The organism is Flagellimonas rhodophyticola, assembly GCF_049332665.1.
GTDB lineage: Bacteria > Bacteroidota > Bacteroidia > Flavobacteriales > Flavobacteriaceae > Flagellimonas.
Genome location: NZ_CP186326.1, coordinates 17,389 through 35,178, shown reverse-complemented (window position 1 = coordinate 35,178; position 17,790 = coordinate 17,389). Strand labels below are relative to the sequence as shown.

Annotated in this window: 14 protein-coding genes; 3 read left to right on the top strand and 11 right to left on the bottom strand. The window is 38.7% G+C overall.

Going from position 1 to position 17,790, the window contains the following annotated elements; all coding sequences use genetic code 11:
- Positions 1–97: 97 nt before the first annotated feature.
- The 3 genes from ACOKFG_RS00150 to ACOKFG_RS00140 form a co-directional block, all read right to left on the bottom strand.
- Positions 98–538 carry a hypothetical protein gene (locus ACOKFG_RS00150; protein WP_298791731.1) on the bottom strand — a complete coding sequence of 147 codons (441 nt, stop codon included), beginning with the start codon at positions 536–538 and terminating at the stop codon, positions 98–100.
- A 103-nt stretch (positions 539–641) separates the two neighbouring features.
- Positions 642–833, bottom strand: coding sequence for a hypothetical protein (locus ACOKFG_RS00145; protein ID WP_299487774.1), 192 nt, complete (start codon positions 831–833; stop codon positions 642–644).
- 174 nt (positions 834–1,007) lie between these two features.
- Entirely contained in the window at positions 1,008–3,506 is a 2,499-nt protein-coding gene (locus ACOKFG_RS00140) for a zinc-dependent metalloprotease (RefSeq protein ID WP_422861640.1), read from the bottom strand.
- Positions 3,507–3,773: 267 nt separating this feature from the next.
- Between ACOKFG_RS00140 and ACOKFG_RS00135 the strand changes: the two genes are divergently transcribed.
- Together ACOKFG_RS00135 and ACOKFG_RS00130 are read left to right on the top strand one after the other, a co-directional pair.
- Positions 3,774–4,508 carry a hypothetical protein gene (locus tag ACOKFG_RS00135; protein WP_298791724.1) on the top strand — a complete coding sequence of 245 codons (735 nt, stop codon included), beginning with the start codon at positions 3,774–3,776 and terminating at the stop codon, positions 4,506–4,508.
- A 356-nt stretch (positions 4,509–4,864) separates the two neighbouring features.
- The gene (locus ACOKFG_RS00130) at positions 4,865–5,167 is read left to right on the top strand and encodes a hypothetical protein (protein WP_298791722.1); all 303 of its coding nucleotides are present in this window, start codon (positions 4,865–4,867) and stop codon (positions 5,165–5,167) included.
- A gap of 67 nt (positions 5,168–5,234) precedes the next feature.
- Here ACOKFG_RS00130 and ACOKFG_RS00125 read toward each other — a convergent pair whose 3' ends face one another.
- The 6 genes from ACOKFG_RS00125 to ACOKFG_RS00100 form a co-directional block, all read right to left on the bottom strand.
- Positions 5,235–6,662 (bottom strand): DASS family sodium-coupled anion symporter, encoded by a 1,428-nt coding sequence (locus ACOKFG_RS00125; RefSeq protein WP_298791720.1) that lies wholly within the window; start codon positions 6,660–6,662, stop codon positions 5,235–5,237.
- Between the two features lie 23 nt (positions 6,663–6,685).
- A complete protein-coding gene (locus tag ACOKFG_RS00120) occupies positions 6,686–7,549 on the bottom strand; it encodes an AraC family transcriptional regulator (RefSeq protein ID WP_298791718.1) in 864 nt (287 codons plus the stop codon).
- A 46-nt stretch (positions 7,550–7,595) separates the two neighbouring features.
- Complete coding sequence (locus ACOKFG_RS00115) at positions 7,596–8,642, bottom strand: NAD(P)/FAD-dependent oxidoreductase (protein ID WP_298791716.1); 1,047 nt, start codon at positions 8,640–8,642, stop codon at positions 7,596–7,598.
- Positions 8,643–8,648: 6 nt separating this feature from the next.
- Positions 8,649–9,395, bottom strand: coding sequence for an SDR family oxidoreductase (locus tag ACOKFG_RS00110; protein ID WP_298791714.1), 747 nt, complete (start codon positions 9,393–9,395; stop codon positions 8,649–8,651).
- Between the two features lie 179 nt (positions 9,396–9,574).
- A complete protein-coding gene (locus tag ACOKFG_RS00105; RefSeq protein ID WP_422861639.1) occupies positions 9,575–12,820 on the bottom strand; it encodes a TonB-dependent receptor domain-containing protein in 3,246 nt (1,081 codons plus the stop codon).
- A 77-nt stretch (positions 12,821–12,897) separates the two neighbouring features.
- Entirely contained in the window at positions 12,898–14,067 is a 1,170-nt protein-coding gene (locus tag ACOKFG_RS00100) for a FecR domain-containing protein (RefSeq protein ID WP_299487793.1), read from the bottom strand.
- A 79-nt stretch (positions 14,068–14,146) separates the two neighbouring features.
- Between ACOKFG_RS00100 and ACOKFG_RS00095 the strand changes: the two genes are divergently transcribed.
- Complete coding sequence (locus ACOKFG_RS00095; protein ID WP_299487795.1) at positions 14,147–14,692, top strand: RNA polymerase sigma-70 factor; 546 nt, start codon at positions 14,147–14,149, stop codon at positions 14,690–14,692.
- Between the two features lie 242 nt (positions 14,693–14,934).
- On the opposite strand, the gene ACOKFG_RS00090 is transcribed toward ACOKFG_RS00095, so the two are convergent.
- Positions 14,935–16,023 carry an amidohydrolase family protein gene (locus ACOKFG_RS00090; RefSeq protein ID WP_299487797.1) on the bottom strand — a complete coding sequence of 363 codons (1,089 nt, stop codon included), beginning with the start codon at positions 16,021–16,023 and terminating at the stop codon, positions 14,935–14,937.
- Positions 16,024–16,096: 73 nt separating this feature from the next.
- Positions 16,097–17,788: a lysine--tRNA ligase gene (lysS, locus tag ACOKFG_RS00085; RefSeq protein ID WP_422861638.1), complete on the bottom strand. Its 1,692-nt coding sequence runs from the start codon at positions 17,786–17,788 to the stop codon at positions 16,097–16,099.
- Positions 17,789–17,790: the final 2 nt, after the last annotated feature.

Genomic DNA, 17,790 nt, shown 5'->3' with positions numbered 1-17,790 from the left:
TAAAATGTTAAAATGGTTTAGAGGAGATTCAGAAAGTTTACTTAAAAAAAGAAGCCGCGTCCATGGCCGGCGCGGCTTCTAAAATCAACAAAAAACACTATCCTCTTCTTCCCTTCTCCTGCATTTTCTTTTTGCCGTTCATTCCTTTTCGCAATTTCAATTTTTTCCAGGTTTGGTATTGTTCTTTGCTCAATACTTCCTTCATTTTTTGCTGATGTGCGATTTGTCGGTCCAATCGTGCATTTTCAAATGCAAATCGCTCATCAGAAGTGGGTTTTTGCCATTCACCACTTTCCTTTTTTGCTTGGATTTCAGCGAATTTCGCTTTGCGATACTCGGCCTTTTCCAAATTTATGTCCATCACCTTGGACTGTTGCGCCTTAGTGAGATCAAGAACCAAGGTCATTTTTTTTGTTTCCAAGGTCGCTAACTGCTCAATGGTCATGTCCATCTTTTGACCTTTTCTTCCTTTAGTGTGTTTTTGGGCCACAACCCCAATTGTGGTCAATAAGACCATTAATGTTACTAACTGCTTCATATGTTTAATTTTTAATGATTTGGTTTTAGGACAATACTTGTGCCCTATGGTTTAATAACCATATCATTATTTATGAAGCATTTAACACGGGAATTTTTGAACGCTACTCCGAATCCTCGACGAGGTTTTCTTGGGTGTCCTCAAGCTCATCACTATCCTCAAAATCAGTTTCAACTAAGGAAGTGGAACTTACTTGGTCTTGAAACCTCTCCTCTTGTTGTTGAATGTTATTATATATATAGGCGGCGATGGCAAAGCATAAGAAATAAAGAAAGCTTTTGATCTTGTAGGTCATGATTTTAGGATTTGGGATTACTAAAATAGGGAAAGCAAGTGCACCTAACCATCATATGTTGTGAAATGGCCTTTTTTGGATGTGAACTGGTCAAAATGTATGGTATAATCGACAAAATGCACAGTTTAACCTAAAAAAGGCCAAATCTTAAATCAAACTACCTGGATTCAAGAATTATTTTGGATCCAAAATCAAATCGATGCGCTCCAAAGCATCTTGAAGGTGGTATCTACTCATGGTGTCAGAGATTCGGCCGAGTCCACTTCGGATATCACGTTTCAAATTGTTGAGCTCAGCCCTGGCCACAGAACGAATATCGGACTGACTGGTATTTACTATAGTCGATTTCCGGTATCCTCCAAAATCCGATAATTTACCCTGATTTTTGGCTGTCATAATATATTCCAACCGATCTATATGAGCTTTTTGAAGATTCCTTCGGTATGTATCAATAGATTTGCCACTGCGGGTTTCGGACCAAATACCTCTTCTTAAATCTTGCATCATTTCTAATAAGCCATATGCATCTTGGCCATTTATGGTTTCATTTTCAATGATTCGCGCCATTTTTCCAAGTTGAAGAATATTGTTCAGATAGCGTACTTGCATAGCACGAATACGCTCTACGGATCCAGAATACTCAATCTTGTTAAAAATTTCTTGGTCGATTAACCATTCAGGAGTTTCGAATAATTCATTCTGCATAAAAGCCATACAGTTTTTTTGGTGTTCTTTATCAACATGCGTATAAACAGCACCTTCTTGGTCTGCGGTTTTATAATATTCGTAAACACCTCCTATATTATTGGAAACATGGCCCATATACCTTCGGAATTGGGAAACCACCTGTCCATATAGAGTTCCAAGATCGTCATAGTCCTTACCATCTTCAGTCGTCCATTTGGCAAGGTTGGGAACAATACGCTTTAGATTGGCAATACCATATAAACTTGCTTTTATAGCATCATCGCCAAGGTCTTCTGTTTGTGAACTTGGGTCATGGATATCACCAACTTGTTGGTGTCCAAATCTATATCTAGGGTCATTTTCATGCGCCCTAATCCAACCATTGAGGATTGGTTTTTCAGCTTCGGCAGCTGTATTTAGAATAGGTTTATATCCCCATTGGATTGCATACTTGTCATAGATGCCGATATTGGGCATAAGCGCTACACCTTTATCTTCAGGCTGTGCCACATAGTTAAATCTTGCATAATCCATAATGGATGGTGCTGTGCCATATTTTTGTGTAAAAGCGGCAGAGCGTAATGAATCTACCGGGTATGCCACACTGCTTCCCATGTTATGAGGAAGTCCAAGGGTGTGCCCGACTTCATGAGCTGATACAAAACGAATCAACCTACCCATAATTTCATCTTTAAAGGCCACACTTTGCGCTTCTGGATTAATGGCCGCTGTCTGCACAAAGAACCAATTGCGAAGCAAGGTCATTACATTATGGTACCAGTTGATGTCAGATTCCAAGATTTCACCACTTCGTGGATCACTTACATGGGGCCCGTTGGCATTAGGAATCGGGGAGGCGAGGTATCTAACAACGGAGTATCTCACGTCTTCTGGAGACCATTCATGATCTTCTTCTTTGCTAGGAGGATCTTTGGCTAGAATAGCATTTTTGAATCCTGCTGCTTCAAAAGCAACTTGCCAGTCTTCTATACCTTGTTTAATATATGGAACCCATGTTTTTGGTGTAGCACGATCCACATAATATATAATAGGTTTCTTAGGTTCAACCAATTCTCCAGCCTTATATTTTTCAATATCCTCATCTTTTACTTCTAGTCTCCAGCGATCCAGATATCTCACTGTCTTACTTTCTTGCGCGTCCAATCCGTAGTCAACCTGGCCTCGGGCAAACCAACCTACTCGTTCATCAAAGTAACGGCGCTTCATAGGTTCTTTGGGCAGTAGAATCATTGAATTATTGATTTCTATCGAGATAGAACCTAAACTTTGATTACTTGGAGGAGCACCTGCGGCATAGGTTTTCACATGCCTTGCTTCAATGTTCAATGGATAACTTTTAATGGATTCAATATAGCTGCGGTCACCATCCAGTCGGCTTACCTTATAGCTTTTCCTTCTACTCTCAGGCATTCCCAAAGGTTTTACATCCTTACTGAATAAGGGGTCTACTTCAATTACTGTGGCAGGATTAAGGGAATCTTTTTTATTGAATGCTTTTATGTCAAAAGCAAAAAGTACCGGTTCAAAATTCGAGTTTACAACTGCTTCATGCACGGGAAGAGAGTCAGCAGCTACGTTACCATAAGAAACAACCCTTAACAATACTTTTTTAGGCTTTTTTTCCCAACGAAGTACTTGGGTGTTGATTTTACCTCCACCGAAACCAATTCCTGTTGCGGTTTTGGAAATACGACTTACCATCAACATCTCCCTATTAAATAGGGAATCCGGTATCTCATAAAAATGTTTGTCTTCTACTTGGTGAACTTTAAAAAGTCCTTCGTCAGTTTTTGCCTCTTTGGTGATTACTTTTTCATAAGGTTTGATATCACCTTTTTTTGACTTGTCTTCTGCTTTTTGTTCGGTCTTCTTCTTTTTCTTCTTAAAAAGTTGTGCGTCCGAAGTTTGAACTGCGCCTATAAGAAAAACAGCCAAGAAAATCTTGGTAAGAACATTTTTGATCATTTGATATCGGTTTGATGTAACGAATAGCTACCAAAGAACCTAAAAAACATAAAAACAGACTGTTAAATAAATATTAACTCTCAATTTTTTTCTGGAAGATATCAACCAATGGGAGCATCTAATTTTACTGGTGCTTCCCGTTGAAAGACCACCTATAGTTGAGCTCAGCGGAAATTTGTTTTTCCTTAAAAAAACTAAAAATCTGTAACAATTTAGAATTTGGATAGTCTTATAAGCATACATCATCAATCAAAAAATTCAATCAAAATGAACAAGTTATTAATCATGTACAGTTGCGTACTTTTAGGTAGTACCGCTGTAGCAAACGACCAACAAAGTACGAAGGTCCCTGTTGTAGAAACCAAGACGGAATCCTTAAGTACGTTTGAAAACAATTTCACAGTATTGCAAATCAATGCTGAGACCAAAAATGCGACTTCAAAGTTATACACTATGTATAATTCTGGATCCTTTGAACTGAATTTAAATGAAATAGAATTCATGGAAGAAGAATCGACGGAGGACTTAGGTTTTAATACCTCCGATTACCTTCCTGAGGGCTTCAACCCCTACGAAACCTATTTTGATTTGAATTCCATTATATACATCGAAAACGAAACTGAGTTAAACCCGTATTTCAATACCTCAGAATATTTACCTGAAGGGTTTGATGCGTACACCGATATTGTCGATGTCCATTCGGTTGACTATTTCGAGGAAGAGAATAATGATTTAGGTTTTAATACCGAGGATTATTTGCCAGAAGGATTCTCCCCTTATGAAGTATATATTGATTTGAATACAATCCCATATATAGAGGAAGATTTTGAACTTAACTTAGGACTTGACAGCGAGTATTTACTTCCTGAAGGATTTGATCCTTACGAAGGTTCAATTGAAGTAGCTTCCATTAATTATATGGAGGATGAAGATATAGATTTAGGGTTTGATGCCTCAGTGTATCTCCCAGAAGGTTTTGACCCACATGCAAGGGCAAACTAGGTAGGATGTTTTAGTTTTCATTTTACAAATTTTTGAGTTAGTTAGTTAGAAAAGCCCTCCATCGAGGGCTTTTTGTTGCTTTAATGTTAATTTGTTGGTGCTAGATTGTTTTTGGAATCGATTAACAAAAAAATAACACAAAAATCGACCAAGTGTAAATGGCAATAAATCAGTTTTAATACTAACAATCCTACAAAGATTGCTTTCTAAAATCGCCGGGTTTTCAATAATTCAAACTTAGAATTATCAACATTGTTTTTCACCTAATTTCTGGGCTACGTTAACAAAAAACTAATTGTAATAAACTTCACATAATGTGGTTTTACCTTTGTATAACAATTAAAAACGAAGCGGTTATGAATTATAGAAATTTTAAACTTGGTATGCTTGCGGGAGTAGCTTTTGTTGCTGCAGCAAGTGCAATGAAGCCAGAGGTTTCTAAGGAGGAGTTCGATATAAACAAAGTGGTATTTATCGAAGAAAATCAGGATTTGGAGTTGGGGTTTGATACGGCACCGTATCTACCAGAAAATTTTGACCCTTACAGCGGCTCATTTTCATTAAAGGCAATAAACTATATGGAGGAATGTGATCATATAGAACTCGGATTTAACACTTCAGGATATCTACCAGAGGGTTTTGATCCGTATATACAATAGAGTTAGTTTCATACTTTTTTGAGTTAGTTAGTTTGTTGAGCCCCTCCAATTCGGAGGGGTTCATGTTTTAAAAAAGTAAGGGAAGCACAAAGTTGAAAACCAAGATCAGCAGACCTACGGCAATAAGGTTTAAAATGATTCCAACTCGTGCCATTTGGGCAATCTTGACATAGCCACTGGCAAATACAATTGCATTGGGAGGTGTGGCCATGGGTAACATAAAAGCGCAACTACTTGCAATAGTTACCGGAATCAATAGATGAAGTAAGGGAATGTTGAGTCCAATGGCAATACCTGCTACGACTGGTGCGAGCACCGCGACTAAGGCAACATTGCTCATCAATTCGGTCATAAAGAGCATTAAAAGTATGAGCAAGGAAGCTGTTAATAGTATGCTGATTTCACTATTCGCTATAGCCGCAGCTACCATATCTACAATTCCACTGGTAGACATCCCTTTGGCAAGGGCAAGTCCACCACCAAATAGAATTAAGATACCCCATGCGAGTTTTGAAGTATCTTGCCATTTTATGATGAAATCCCCTTTCTTTAAGTTGTATGGGATAGCAAATAGGGAAATCGCTGCGAAAATACTGATCATGGTATCCGTAAGTCCAAGCTGAGGGAAAATCGCATTGATTAAGGTTCTGAAAATCCACAAGAAAACTGTGACGCCAAAAATTGTAAGCACCAATTTTTCTTTTCCCGAAGTACGTCCCAATTTCTTTAATTCGGTTTCGATTACCTCTTTGGAAGCATTAAACTTCAAATCCCTGTTTGGGAACATCCACTTTACCAATACCAGGTAACAAATTGCCACCATGATGATAGAGAAAGGAAGTCCGAGAGTCATCCATTTTAAAAATGAAATCTCAATATTATATTCATTTTCCAATAGTCCAATCAAAACAGAATTGGGAGGAGTTCCGATAACAGTGGCTATACCTCCGGCATTTGCAGAGAAGGCTATACCTAGCATCACACTTAACGCAAAATTCTTATCATTTTTGGTAAAACCATCTTCATCATTAATCAACAAATTAATTACTGAAAGTGCTATGGGAAGCATCACAACCGTACTTGCGGTATTGCTGATCCACATGCTCAATGAAGCAGTGGCTATCATAAAACCTAAAATAACCTTATTGGGTGTTGTCCCTGTTAGACGAATAATGTTCAGCGCGATACGTTTGTGCAGGTTGACTTTTTCCAACGCCAAAGCCATTACAAATCCACCAAAGAAAAGAAAGACAATTGGACTACCATAATTTGCTCCCACTTCTGCAATAGGCAATATTTTGAGAATAGGCAGCAACAATAGAGGTAACAATGCCGTCACCGAAATGGAAACTGCTTCGGTAATCCACCAAATCAACATCCATACCGCAACTGCGATAACGGCGTCGCCTTTTTCAGAGACCAATTCGAAAGGAAGTATTAATAATAATAAAAATGCTAGAGGGCCTAGAAAAAGACCAATGTGTTTGCTATTCATGGACCTAAAGATATGCAAACATTCTATTTCAGATTACGGAAAATATTGGGTGACATATTTACGTGTCTTTTAAAGTATTTTACAAAATAAGAGGGGTCTTCAAAACCCAATTGAAATGCGATTTCCCCAATTTGCCAACTGGTAAATCGCAACAAGCGTTTGGCTTGCAAAACCACTCTCTCCGCAATAATCTGGGCCGGGGATGTCTGCGATATGGTTTTCGTTATTGTGGTGAGTGTTTTTGTAGAAATATGCATGGCATCGGCATACTCCTTTACTGAAAGATTGTTTTTGTAATTCTCCTCGATAAGCTCTTTAAATTGATAAAATTGAAGCTCGTAGGCATTACTAAGTCCCATTTCCCCTTCGTTTTTATGCTGATGGACGCGCTCCAAATTAATTAGAAGGCATTTTAGCAAAAACTGAATTGCATTTTCAAAACCAAATCGATTTCGGTTTGAGAGTTCCTCAATAATTAGGGACATATAATTTTTGGCGGTCTCAATGGTTTTATGTTCCAAAGCATAACATGGATTTTCTTGGGTTTTGAAGATGTTATATTTCAGAAAAATATCCACATCTGTATGCATAAAAAAGCTTTCGTTGAAATGTATAAGCCAACCTTCTATATCAAGATTTTCATCAAAACAATGAATTTGATCCTTGGTGATAAAAAGGATAGTGTCTTTGTTAATGTCATAGGTTCTGAAATCCACGGAATGTGTTCCTCCTTTGGTAAAAAACCATATGATTTGATAATAACTATGAGAATGAGGAACTGCCGCTTTATCCCCACTTTTTATGCGATACTCCCGCAGGTCATAAACTTCAAATTGAAGTTTTCCAGGATTTAATTTATGAAGATGATATTGGGCAATTTTGGACAAAATTGACGGTAGAATTTATAAGATTACCAACCATTAAATATACGCATTATCCTTCCATCAATTTTTTGGCTGCATTGAATCCACTATAAACGGCACCATCAAGATATCCGCCATGGATAGGGGAGGTTTCTGTTCCGGAAAAAAAGAGTTTTCCATTCAAATACCACTCATTATAAAGTGCATGCCCGTATTGAGGACTCATATATACAGATTTCAGATTTTCACAGGATGTGTGTCGGTCCATGGACCAATCTTTTTCAAGGTAACTCGTATGGTCTTGTATCTCTTTCCCCAGATATTTTTCCAAATAGTTTAGGATTTTCTCTTTTCTTAATTCTGGAGAAGTGTCTCTTAGCCCCTCATTAACAAAGCCCATCAAACCAAAAGTGTTTCCGTGATAATCACAATGGTCATAAAGTTCAATAACCGGGCCTACTTGACCTATAATGGTCCCTGAAAAATCTTTTTTTCTCCAAAAAGGCGTGTCAAAAAGAATACCCACTTTCATGGCGTTGCTCATCCAGGTATGGGTGAATTTCATGGTTTGAAGCAAGCTTTCAGGTAATTCTGGATTGAAATCCAATGCAGATGCCAGTTTCGGGGGAATAGTTATGATAGCTTTTTCCGCTGAGTATATCCTATTTGCGGATTTGAAGTTAAGAAGGTTTTGGTTTTCGTTGATAGCAGAAATCGGAGTATTCAGGTGTATTTTTTCGGAGAGTGTTTCAACAAGTTTCTCAATTAAGGCAATAGAACCATCGACGATGCGATATGCCGATGGTCCATTATGTTGGCTCTCAAAATAATGTGCTGGCGCCATGGTATTATATACCAAAACACTTTTTCCTTCGGAATACTGTTCAAATTTATCTACCGGCAAATCATCGAGAAGTTCAGAAAGATAGGAATGATGGTCTTGAAACCATGTGGCCCCTAAATCAACACCTTCAATGGTGTTTATTCTACCTCCAATTCTATTTCTGGCTTCTGTTATGATAAAATCTTCTTCGCCAGCCTTCAATAGTGCATGGGCTGTAGTTAAACCTGATAAACCTGCCCCAACAATGATGTATTTTGAATGTATTGTTTCCAAAAGAAATTAATTCCTTCCAGACATTACACCGCCATCGGTATCCCATATCGCACCGGTTACCCATGAAGATTTGTCCGATAACAAGAAAGAAATGGTGTTGGCAACATCCTCAGCTCTTCCATTTCTTCCTATTGGATGGAAACCATGGAAATTTTGAAGCGCATCGTTCGCTTCTTGCTTACCACCGAAAACACTTTCATATACAGGTGTTTCAACTACGGCAGGAGAAACCGCATTTACCCGTATTTTATGATCTGCTAACTCCATAGCCAAATGTTGCGTCAAACTGTGCAGCCCAGCTTTTTGCATGGAATATGCGGAAGAAGGGGTCGCTTTTACCGATTGCTTAGCCCACATTGAGCCTACATTTACGATAGCACCACCATTGGTTTCAGCCATTTTTTTAGCTGCGGCTTGAGTAATAAAAAAGAATCCTCGGTTTAAATCAAGGTAGGAATCATAATCTTCGGTGGTATGGTCCATGAATGCTTTTGGACCAAAAATACCGGAAGCGTTTACCAAATAGTCGAGGTTGTCCAAACCGTTTATATTGGAAATAAGATTGTTTACCTGTTCTTTATTGGTGATATCTATTTTATGAGTGAACAGATTATCACCGACTTCACTTTTAAAGGCGTCCAATTTTGAGTCGTTGGTGCCTACCACATGTACTTCTACATCTTCGTTAAGAAGATTTTGTGCTGTGGCTTTACCAATTCCACTGCTGCCTCCTATAATTAATGCTCTTTTCATCTTGAATGTTTTTTAAAGTTTATGGAAGCAAAATTATGGGCATGTACCCTCGCATTTATGCCATAAAGAGAGAACAAATGGTAATTTTGGGAAAATGGACCTGCATTGATTAAAAAAACCCTCTTTTTAAGGAGGGTTTTATCAATAAACAAAACTCAAATAATTAAGCAGTATAAAAACTACAAACTCAAACGTAATCTTGCGAACAGGTAGCGTCCACTATATCCAAATTGTGATGTTCTTCTAGAGTATACAAATTGATCTCCTGAAGTACCACCAGCTCTATTTTCATCTGGATAAACATCCAAAAGGTTATTTGCGCCAACGGTTAAGGACAGATTTTCTGAAAATGATTTAGTAATTGTAAGATCTGTCACCAATTTTCCGCCATAAAGGGCGTCATCACTTACGGTGGTTCCGTCAACTCTAGCATCTCCATTAAAATCGTCTGGATCGGTAACTTCGCCGAAATAAACATTTCTTAATAGGAAATCCCATGAATCAATAGAAACCATATTGGTAAGGTTCAATTTTGCCCTAGGTTGTGCCAAGGTCAAAAAGGCTTCCTCTTGTCCGTCAAAAAACGAACCGCTCAGTCCGGCATTTTCGATAAGTGTTGGCACAAAAATATCTTCAACTTCGGTTTTGTTGAAACTTGCTGCCAAGTCATTTTTCAATGTTGCTTCTCCCAAAGCAGCTTTATGGGAAATCACAACATCTAAACCGGTAGACTTAGTGTCAATTGCATTAACGAAAAAACGCGCACTTGTGGCTCCGGCAGCATCGAAGATTCCAGTTAATTCTGGATCACCACCATTTCCAAAGCTACCACTGTATACAATACGATCATCGATATTGATCAAGTATCCATCGATAGTAACGGTAAATTGACCAAAAGTTCCAGTCAATCCTGCGCTAAAGCTATTGGAGGTTTCTTCTCTTAACTTATCAATCCCAATAAGTGAAGCGGCTCTACTATCATTGGTAAATGTGCCTTGTTCAAAAGGCACGTTGTCCACAAAAACAGTACTTGTTCTGCTAAAGAATTGCTGGTGCAATGAAGGTGCTCTAAAACCCGAACTGCTAGCCGCTCTAAGTGCTAAATTCTCAGTAAGTTTTAATCGCGTAGCGAGTTTGTAGTTGAAGGTGCTACCGAAGTCGGAATAATTCTCATATCTACCAGCAAGACTCACCAGCCAATTTTCGGTAAAATCGGCTTCAAAATCAGCATAAAGCGAGATGTTATTTCGAAACTTCTCCGTGGCATTCCCGGGATCATATCCTCTAAAAACTTGGGCACCCCCACCTAATGGCGAACCTGTAAAGTTGTTTCGCACCAATTGGTCATCCGGAGTAATACTGTTTACAGGGTTTCCGTTGATATCATAGCTTGTGTATGAGGCTTCTTCACCTGCAATAATCTCATATTTCTCTACTTTATACTCTGCACCAAAGGCCACATTAAACCCTTCAAAGATGTCTTCATGGAATCTGCTGAAATCCAAATTAGTGGTGTTTTGGGTAAAACCTAATCCACCAGCATCAAAAGAACGTGGGGTGGCAACACCAAGAGTTCCATTACTGGAATTACCGACAGTAATATCAAAAGTGTTTCTTCCATATGTATTGGAGAAATCAACATCCCATTCGTTGATTTTTCCTCGAATTCCGACAGCTAAAGATTGATCTAAGATGTCGGTTCCAATATTGGGTAAAAATCCATTAGGAAATGCTGGAGTATTGGCGCGACCGTCACCTTGAGCGGGTCTTCTATAGAATCCGGATGCCAGACCTTGGCGGTAGCTAATACCACCAAAACCATAAACCTCTGTGTCTTCCGAAACAGGAATGGACATATTGGCAAAGAATTTACCTTCTCTAAGTCTTGAAGTACCAACTTTGAATCTAAAGTCCCTGCGCGTTAGTCCGCGAGCCGCCAATTCATCTTCATCGGCATCAAAACCTAATAAATCGCGAAACGTGCCAATATCGGTATCATCATTCAAGTTTAATCCTGAAATCTGATCTTTGATGGATTGATCCAAATAACTAATACCTTGTGAAGCATTTGCATAATCCTGTAGCGTCATATCCGCAACTGTACCGCCGCCGGCAGCAAAAATTCGTTCTGCTCCGTGAAAACCTTGAAAGATATCCCCGGCGTAATCTTTGTTTCTCAATGCGGGTTCTCTTGTGGAAAGCGACCCTGTAAAATTGATATAACCTCGGTCACCAATTGGTAGTCCAAAATTGGCATCCAACTGGAATTTTTCTCCATCACTTCCACCTTCAAACTGATTACTGTTTTCGCTGAAATTAGCCCCTGAAGTCAACGAAAGGTCTAATTTTCCGGTAGCTTTTTTCAATACAATGTTGATGACACCGGCTATGGCATCTGAACCGTATTGTGCAGCAGCTCCGTCTCGAAGTACCTCGATACGCTGAATAGCCGCCGCGGGGATGGCATTCATATCCGTGCCTACACTACCTGCTCCCACAGTCCCATTAACATTGATCAATGCTGTATTGTGTCTTCTTTTCCCATTGATCAAAACTAAAACTTGGTCGGGACCTAAACCACGGAGCGAGGCCGGATCAATATGATCTGTACCATCCGAAACTGTTTGTGATTGGGAGGTGAAAGAAGGTGCCACGTAGTTCAGTATTTGATTAACACTGACCTGGGGACCTTGATTGGCAATGGCGGCGATGTCAATTACATCCACCGGAACTGTGGTTTCTGTAGCTGTTCTATTTGGATTTCTAGACCCGACTACCACAACATCTTCCAATTGAGCAGCGTCTTCCTCAAGGACAATAGCAATGCTGGTTTGTCCATTTAAGGCGACTTCTGTTGTTTTAAACCCTAAATAGGAAACTACTAGGGTAACATTAGTATCATCAAGTTCTAAGGTGAAGTTTCCATCAAAGTCAGCCTGTGTGCCATTCGTAGTCCCCTTGACCAAAATGTTGGTTCCTGGCAAAGGATTGCCATCTGGGTCTTTTACCGTACCTCTGACTTCCTGTTGAGCCTGTCCATTGGCATTCACTTTATCTTGAGATTGTTTTTTTAGGATGATTTGAGTTCCATTGATTGAATATTCCAAGCTTTCTTTGATTGAAAGTCTATCCAAAACAGTAAGTATCTTTTCGTCAGAAGCCGATAATGATGTTTTTTTGGTATCATCGATTTCCTTTACGTTGTAGAAGAATTTATAACCCGACTGTTTTTTTATCTCGTTGAGAACTTCTTTTAAGGGAACATTTTCAAAGTTAAATTGAACCCTTTTCTGCGAGTAGATATCACTGGCAGAGAGCTGGCAGATAATAAAGAAAGTAAGTAAAAAACTAATCTTCATCTTAAGCGGCATTTTGGTACTGGCCACCAAAAAAAATGGTGACTTGAAAACCATGCTTTTTTTCATAATTTTGAATGTTTGATTGTTAATAATCCATGTTAGCGATCTAGTATTGGGGAAGGTGGTGCAACACCTTCCCTTTTTTATTCTGAAATTGTTACTACGTTATTCTCTATTGCAAACGTAAATGATGTACTCGCGGCAATAGTGGTCAAAATAGTTTTGATATCTTCATTTTCGAATTCTCCTTTGAATATTTCATTCCTTAGACTTTCAACCTGGTTTATGATGGAAACGTTGTGTGATCTTTCCAGTTTGGTCAAAATCTCTTCAAAGGTCAGGTTGTCGATAATTAATCTGTTTTCAATCCAGCTAGTATAAACTCGAGGGTCAACTTTCTTTTTGGTCATAGCACCATTTTCTTTGACAAAAGCGGCCTGATAACTAGGGGTCAATAATATGTTCTCACTTGGATTGGAATTTTCATAGACACTTACTGAACCTTCGACTAGGGTTGTTGCAATTTTGCGATCGGACTTATAAGCTGATACATTAAATTGTGTTCCCAACACCTTGACATCCAAATTTTCAGCATTTACTATAAAAGGTCTTTTTTCGTCTCTGGTTACATCAAAAAATGCTTCCCCTTCTAGGTAAACCATACGATTTTGGGCGGCGGCGCTCAGGTTTTGGGGGAACCTTAACCGTGTGCCGGCATTTAACCAAACTTTTGTTCCGTCGGAGAGCTTTAGATTAAAAGTTTGTCCATAAGGCACGTAGACCTCATTGAATATCAGATTTTCTCCTTGTTCGTTAGCAACAAGACTAAAATCCAAACCTTGATCCTGTTTTTTTGCGATGGTATTGCCATCCTTGTCAAAGAGTTCTGTGGCCCCGTCTGCGGTAATGTGTTGTTTTGTGCCATCAGCCAAGGAAATAATCACGGTTTTTTGTTGATTTTCACTTGTCTCCTCATTTTGGACAATGGTATTGGTCGAATCTGTTTTGATAAAGGATTGATAGGCCATAAACCCAAGAGAAAGTACTCCAACAAAAATAGCGGCATATTTCAGTAAGCTTTTTGGAAACTGTTTTTTGGATTGTCTTTTCTCTACATTTTCCATAAACCGTTTGAAGGCTTCGTTTTCATCAAAATGATGGTATAGACTGTTTTTAGAACGCTTTCTAATTTCCTCTTTAAAAAAATCAAGGTTTTTCTTCTTTTTCAACACCCATTTTTTCAGCATTTTTCGTTCACTGGACGAAATTGTTCTGGCTAAAAACTTCTCAATTAACACTTCTTTATTTTGCATTTTCCTACAAGGTTGTGTTATAAAGATGCAGGATGTTCAAAAAACCCCTATTTATTTTATTTTTTTACTTTTATCCCGCATGGAGGAACAAGAACTTATTGAAAAACTAAAGCAAGGACAGATTCATGCTTATGAATTTTTGTTCAATCATCATTACGATTGGTTGTGCAACTATATTTTTCAATTGAGTGGAGATCGAGATTTATCCAAGGACCTTGTTCAAGATGTTATGATAAAACTGTGGGAGAAAAGAAAACAGATCAATATCAAGGGTTCCTTAAAGGGGTATTTGTTCAAGGCATGTCACAATCAATTTTTACAACAACTTCGTAAGCAAAAAAAGCAACCTGACCTGTTGGACAAAATTCGATGGGATACCATTTATGAGAGTTATTTTGAGCAGAAGGAGGATGATACTTATTTAAAATCGACCATGGCCAAGTTGGAGGAGCTAATAGATAAGCTACCGCCTAAGTGTAAGGAGATTTTTATCATGAATAAATTGGAGCGCAGAAAGTACCGCGAAATCGCTGAGGATATGGGCATTTCAATAAAAACAGTCGAAAATCAGATGTCAAAGGCACTTCGAATCATTCGCGAGAATGCATCTGTTCTTATGTTTTGAAATGTAATTATCTAAAACATTGAAAACTGCTCAGTGATGACTTTCCAATCATCTTCAAATTTATATGGTGTCAAATAATCTACATATTTTTTCTATCCTCTTCAAGGATGGTAAGCTTGACTACTGCTATCTGACCGTCAATATCTATAAAATTGAATGCCCAAGAAGATATGTCCCTATATGGATGAATTTCCCTGGTTTTTCTATATCCTAAATCCATTGATGTCTTGTGCGATAAAGAATTAATTCAGTTTTAGGAAACTGATGGTGTTTTGATAATAGATTTTGTCCAAGACTTCTTCTGAAAGCTCCAAACCCTGGGTTTTCTGTCCCCGAATTAATAGTGAATCAGAACTGCTCAAGTATCTCCACAATTTATTGTAGTTGTCATTTAGATTTGTTTTTTCCAGTTCTATTTCATCTGGGGTCATTGCGTTCTCTGGAATTGAATTACCGTAGTCTGACCCGAACAATATTCTGTCCTGATATTTTTCAAAAAATGCTTTCACTTTTTTTGAGTCTTGACTTGCAAGGTCTCCAAAGCGAGCCGCAGGCTCAACATACATATTAGGGAATTTATCAAGCCGTTCAGCAACCATATCAATGTTATGTGACATACTGCCCATATGGGCACATAAAATCCTCAGGTCAGGGTTGGTTTCAATCCATTTATCCCTCGCTGTTATAATAGTTTCATAAGAAGGGATTTCCGGGATTTTATAGGCATGGTATTGTGGATTGTTTTTATAATATCCGTAGTGTGGGTTATTGGGGTCCAAAGGTCTCCATGCCTGCTCCGGTTCACCGATATGGGCCATTACCGGAATATTTTTTTGCTTGAGAAAATCCCATACTGGCTGTAACCGTGTATCATCAATCTGAATGAAGTGTCCAGATGTATCTTTGGTCACCATCCCAAAGTTTTTCCAAACCTTGACCATTCTTGCACCAGAATCGATTTCTTTTTTCAATTGTTGGATTGCTTGTTCCGCAAAATCAGGAGAATCGATACCTACACCAATTAACGAAGAGCAGAGAAAAAACAGATCAGGATGTTTTTGGGCGTGAGCTAAATAGGAATTCCAACTTCGAGTTATTCCTGTTGAATCTTCAATGGAAACATCCACTAAAACAGATTGCATATTCCATTTTTGATGCAATGCAGGGAGGTATTCCCTAGAAAACTTATAGTGCGAATGCACATCAATTTTTTTAATCGATCGCTCATCGCTCAATACAGCAGAAGTTTCGTCCTGAGCTGTATTTTCAGACTTGGTTTTACAGGATGAGGCGGTTAATATAAAAATCAAAAGCCAAACACCAATTTTCATGACAAAATGATTTATTTGCCTTTAAATTAGTGAATTAAGGTGTTTAACTGCTCTTTTTATGAAAAAAGAAGGACTATTCCTTTATTCTGGAAATTAAACCGCTTTCCGTTTTTTTAACTTCAAACAAACCCAATTTTGCCAAATTCTTGGTGCTTTTATCCCATTTTTTTCCACTAAGGCCTGCTTTCTCCTTAAGTGTTGCCAAAGGCATTTCACCAACTGGTTTTAGGATATCTATTATAATTTTTTCCTCTTCGGTAAGTTCCACGGCTTTTTTCTCTGGTCGCATTTGCGGGAAGAATAAAACCTCTTGTATGGAGGAATTGTTCGTCATCAACATTACCAAGCGGTCGATTCCAATTCCGATTCCGGATGTTGGAGGCATTCCATATTCCAAGGCACGAAGAAAATCTTGGTCAATGAACATTGCTTCGTCATCTCCTTTTTCGGATAACTTCAGTTGTTCTTCAAAGCGTTCGCGTTGATCGATAGGGTCATTTAACTCGGAATAAGCGTTTGCCAATTCCTTTCCGTTGACCATCAACTCAAAACGTTCGGTTAGCGCAGGATTATCCCTATGCTCTTTGGTCAATGGACTCATCTCTTTCGGATAATCCGTAATAAAGGTGGGCTGAATATAATTATGCTCGCATTTTTCTCCGAAAATCTCATCAATCAGTTTACCTACGCCCATGGTTTCATCCACATCTAAACCTAGTTTTTGAGCCACTTCGCGTAGCTGGGTTTCATCCATTCCGGCCACGTCATAACCTGTGTGTAGTTTGATGGCCTCTAAAATGGGAACCCGTGGATAAGGTGCTTTGAAATCTATTTCGTTTTCACCAACGGTAACTTTGGTGCTTCCGTTGGAATCGATGGCAATTTTTTCAAGCAATTGCTCGGTGGTGTCCATCATCCAATGGTAATCCTTGTAGGAAACATAAAGCTCCATGACGGTAAACTCAGGATTGTGGGTACGGTCCATTCCTTCATTCCTGAAATCTTTGGAAAACTCGTACACCCCATCAAATCCACCAACGATCAATCGCTTTAGATACAACTCATTGGCAATTCTTAGATACAATGGAATATTGAGCGCATTGTGGTGCGTTAAAAAAGGACGTGCCGCAGCTCCACCTGGGATGGGTTGTAGAATGGGAGTTTCTACTTCCAAATATCCTTTTTCGTTATAAAATTCCCGAATACTATTGGTGATTTTGGTCCTCTTGATAAAGGTTTCTTTCACGGATGGATTTACTACCAAATCAACATAGCGTTGGCGATAGCGAAGTTCCGGATCGTTGAACTCGTCATATACTTTTCCATCGGCATCAACCTTGGGCAGAGGTAGTGGGCGAAGCGCCTTGCTCAAAAGACTAAAGTTTTTGACCATAACCGTCTTTTCACCTACTTGAGTGGTAAACAATTCGCCTTCAACCCCAATGATATCTCCGATATCCAACAACTTTTTATAAACATCGTTGTAGAGCGTTTTGTCTTCACCAGGGCAAATTTCGTCACGGTTAAAATAGACCTGAATACGACCCTCACTATCTTGAAGCTCTGCAAAAGAAGCTTTTCCTTGAATTCTTCTCGACATCAATCTACCTGAAATCACTACTTTTTTGCTTTCCTCAAAATCGTTTTTAATGCTTTTTGAAGTAGCATCAACTGGATAAAGCGCTGCAGGATATGGGTTGATTCCCAGTTCCCTAAGCTTTGATAATTTTTCCCTTCGAACGATTTCTTGTTCCGATAGTTGCATAG

What these genes read in the sequence shown, in the direction of transcription:
- ACOKFG_RS00125 (WP_298791720.1), bottom strand. Translation starts at nt 6,662, where the DNA reads ATGAATAGCAAACACATTGGTCTTTTTCTAGGCCCTCTAGCATTTTTA.
- ACOKFG_RS00140 (WP_422861640.1), bottom strand. Translation starts at nt 3,506, where the DNA reads ATGATCAAAAATGTTCTTACCAAGATTTTCTTGGCTGTTTTTCTTATA.
- ACOKFG_RS00090 (WP_299487797.1), bottom strand. Translation starts at nt 16,023, where the DNA reads ATGAAAATTGGTGTTTGGCTTTTGATTTTTATATTAACCGCCTCATCC.
- ACOKFG_RS00150 (WP_298791731.1), bottom strand. Translation starts at nt 538, where the DNA reads ATGAAGCAGTTAGTAACATTAATGGTCTTATTGACCACAATTGGGGTT.
- ACOKFG_RS00145 (WP_299487774.1), bottom strand. Translation starts at nt 833, where the DNA reads ATGACCTACAAGATCAAAAGCTTTCTTTATTTCTTATGCTTTGCCATC.
- ACOKFG_RS00095 (WP_299487795.1), top strand. Translation starts at nt 14,147, where the DNA reads ATGGAGGAACAAGAACTTATTGAAAAACTAAAGCAAGGACAGATTCAT.
- ACOKFG_RS00105 (WP_422861639.1), bottom strand. Translation starts at nt 12,820, where the DNA reads ATGAAAAAAAGCATGGTTTTCAAGTCACCATTTTTTTTGGTGGCCAGT.
- lysS (WP_422861638.1), bottom strand. Translation starts at nt 17,788, where the DNA reads ATGCAACTATCGGAACAAGAAATCGTTCGAAGGGAAAAATTATCAAAG.
- ACOKFG_RS00100 (WP_299487793.1), bottom strand. Translation starts at nt 14,067, where the DNA reads ATGCAAAATAAAGAAGTGTTAATTGAGAAGTTTTTAGCCAGAACAATT.
- ACOKFG_RS00135 (WP_298791724.1), top strand. Translation starts at nt 3,774, where the DNA reads ATGAACAAGTTATTAATCATGTACAGTTGCGTACTTTTAGGTAGTACC.
- ACOKFG_RS00130 (WP_298791722.1), top strand. Translation starts at nt 4,865, where the DNA reads ATGAATTATAGAAATTTTAAACTTGGTATGCTTGCGGGAGTAGCTTTT.
- ACOKFG_RS00110 (WP_298791714.1), bottom strand. Translation starts at nt 9,395, where the DNA reads ATGAAAAGAGCATTAATTATAGGAGGCAGCAGTGGAATTGGTAAAGCC.